The sequence below is a fragment of the Mucilaginibacter pedocola genome, assembly GCF_002013915.1.
GTDB classification, from domain to species: domain Bacteria; phylum Bacteroidota; class Bacteroidia; order Sphingobacteriales; family Sphingobacteriaceae; genus Mucilaginibacter; species Mucilaginibacter pedocola.
Window position 1 is genome coordinate 1 of record NZ_MBTF01000031.1, and the last position, 2,933, is coordinate 2,933.

Annotated in this window: 3 protein-coding genes and 1 pseudogene; all 4 read left to right on the forward strand. The window is 47.1% G+C overall.

Annotated features, from left to right (window positions below):
* Positions 1–551 (forward strand): annotated as a pseudogene (locus BC343_RS20330) (bestrophin family ion channel); the annotation flags it as partial.
* A 10-nt stretch (positions 552–561) separates the two neighbouring features.
* Positions 562–825, forward strand: a complete 264-nt coding sequence (locus BC343_RS20335; RefSeq protein ID WP_078349653.1) for a hypothetical protein — start codon at positions 562–564, stop codon at positions 823–825.
* Positions 826–1,182: 357 nt separating this feature from the next.
* Positions 1,183–1,923 (forward strand): SDR family oxidoreductase, encoded by a 741-nt coding sequence (locus BC343_RS20340; protein ID WP_078347722.1) that lies wholly within the window; start codon positions 1,183–1,185, stop codon positions 1,921–1,923.
* Positions 1,924–1,947: 24 nt separating this feature from the next.
* On the forward strand, positions 1,948–2,859 hold the full coding sequence (locus BC343_RS20345) for an AraC family transcriptional regulator (protein ID WP_238381745.1): 912 nt from the start codon (positions 1,948–1,950) through the stop codon (positions 2,857–2,859).
* Positions 2,860–2,933 lie beyond the last annotated feature (74 nt).

The window sequence follows — 2,933 nt, forward strand, 5'->3', positions numbered from 1 at the left end:
GCTATAGTTTAGGGCAAAGCCTGCGCGGCCTCGACCCTACCGCGAACCTTCATAAATACCTGTCGGCAGCCGACCTGGAGAAGATCAACACGCATAGTAATAAACCGCTGGCCATTTTGCAGCTTAATGCGCTGCAATTAACGGAGCTGCGGGATGAAGGAAGACTGGAATTATTCAGCCATGTACAGATCAATTCAACGCAGGTGAATTTTTCTAATGCGATGGGTATGGCCGAGCGGATCAAAAGCACGGTGTTCCCGCAGACCTACCGCTTATTCCTGCATTTCTTTATCTATATTTTCGTCGTTACTTTATCAATAGCACTGACAGATATCGATAGTTTCTTCGAGATCCCTTTGTTACTGGTGATTTCTTCTGCTTTTTTTCTTTTGGAAAAATCAGCGATGCATTTACAGGACCCTTTCAATAACCTTCCTACTGATACCGCGATGACGACGATAGCCACCAATATAGAAATCAATATCAAGCAGTTACTGGGTGAGCAGGATATCCCTGAGCCTTTAAAACCGGAAAGCTTTTATTCACTTTAAGTAAATTACGATGTCAGAGGTCATATTAAATGTTGCCAAGCTGGTGTCGTCAGATCAATCAGTGATCTATGGCCCTGTTATCCAAACCGCTGAAAACGAATATCTTTTCAGGAACACGTTTAGTGCCTTGGATCTGTATTTCACACTGAAAAAGAATGCTGATGGCAACTGGGTATATGCAGGTGAGGCACCGGCTAATGTGCCCGAAGAATATGTCGAACAGATCGGCTTGCAAATAGACCAGAGGAACCGGGCATTAGGCAATTCTGAATAGCAGGGCCAATTTTTGCGTCGCGAAACTAACTTAGCGCTCCGGCCAAGGATCAACCATTGACACCATTGAAAGCGGATCCGCTATCGCATTTATTGGCCACTACAAACCTGTACATCTATCAAGCATATATTTTGGCGTATATAGGCCGATTTTTTGCAGGGAATAAATAATAACAACTAAACTTTGGTGGATTTAGCAAAACTCTGATGCTTTTAAATAATTGGGGGAAGTCCGCTCTAAATATCTATAGATCAGCATTTTTTTCTATTGGACAGTAATCGCTTTAGCTTCCAAAATGGCTACACATCTGGCCATATCGGCTTCATTATTCTCGTTCCATTGCCTGACCTTTGTATCATGGAAAACAGAATTGCAGGAAAAGTCGTTGCGATCACAGGTGCGAGCAGCGGCATCGGGCAGGCTACAGCCGAAGTACTAGCCGCCATGGGCGCTAAAGTCGTTCTCGGCGCTCGAAGGGACGATCATTTAGAACGAATCGTTGAAAAAATTCAGCAGAACGGCGGTGAGGCAGCATTCTTGGCAGTGGATGTGACACGCCGGGAAGACCTGACAGGGCTAACCGAATTGGCGGTAAACAAGTTCGGCAAACTTGATGTTATGATCAATAATGCCGGGATAAGCCAGTTATATCCGATGGAAGACATTGATGTGGAAGGCTGGGAACAGATGATCGATGTCAACCTGAAAGGCACTTTGTATGGTATAGCAGCTGCAATGCCCATATTTAAAGAAGCGGGCTCAGGACATTTTATCAACGTGATCCCTACCGCTGGTATAACCATCGTTCCGGTCATGGGCGTATATGCCGGCACGAAGAATGCAGTGCGTACGATCAGCGAAGGCCTGCGTCAGGAATCTCAGGGACGCTGGCGCGTAACAGGTGTATCGCCAGGTTATGTGTCCACCGAATTTGCCGGTAAAATTAAGAATGATGCTTTACGGGCGAACATTCAGAAAAATGCTGAAAAAATGGCGATCCCGGCAGAGGCTATAGCCCGCGCGATCGCTTACGCTATTGACCAGCCGGACAATGTAGATGTCGGCGATATTGTGATCCGTCCGGCTGTGCAGAGTTAATTCAATAGCTTAACAAAACATGATTTGAACACTTTAAAGTTTGAAAATATCACCGATCTGATGAAAAGGCTGGGACTGGCTCCGCCGGCCCATCCCCTGATCAGCCTGGTCAATTACGACAAGGACACGATCAGCCTGCGCGATGCCGGGAACTGGTTCCTGCTGGATTTCTATAAGATAACGTTTAAAAGGGATTTTAACGGCAGCGTGAAGTACGGGCCGGGAACTTACGATTTTAAGGAAGGCGGAATGGCATTTTTAGCACCGGGCCAATCGGTGCAGATGCCGGGTGACCGAGAGGATTACCAGGGCTATGCGCTCTATTTCCATCCGTCGCTTTTGACGGGGCAGCCATTGGCTCAACACATTTACCAATATGGTTTTTTTGATTATACCGTAGCCGAATCCTTATACCTCTCTGATAAAGAGAAACAGACGGTGGAAATGGTCTTCCAGGCGATCGCTTCCGAGCTGGAGAACCAGATCGACCAATTCAGTGATAAGGTGCTGGTATCGCTACTAGAATTATTATTCGATCACAGCGACCGGTTCTATCACCGGCAGTTCCATACCCGCAAGAATCTGCACCATGAACTGATCACCCGGATGAATGACTGCCTGGAAAGCCACTTCGATGGCTCCTGTGCCACGGTCAATGGCCTGCCCTCGCCACAGGATATTGCTGCGCACCTTAATGTATCGCAGCGCTATTTGTCTGACATGCTCAGATCGCTCACCGGTAAGACGACCCAGCAGCATATCCATCTGGCGCTGATAGAAAAAGCAAAAATCCTATTGAATAGCACCGGTCTGACGACCGCTGAGATTGCCTATCAACTGGGCTTTGAGCACCCACAGTCCTTCCATAAATTATTCAAGCAGCGTACCCATATCACGCCGGTGCAGTTCCGGCGTGATATGCTAAACAAAAACTAAATACGTTTCTAAAGCATGCCTTCCTCTTTCGCCTGATGAATGGTCCTGACCGAAGCTTTGAATCCCAGGCTCCG

Bases quoted from the DNA above. Each gene is read 5' to 3' on its own strand.
- BC343_RS20335 (WP_078349653.1), top strand. From the start codon at position 562: ATGTCAGAGGTCATATTAAATGTTGCCAAGCTGGTGTCGTCAGATCAA.
- BC343_RS20340 (WP_078347722.1), top strand. From the start codon at position 1,183: ATGGAAAACAGAATTGCAGGAAAAGTCGTTGCGATCACAGGTGCGAGC.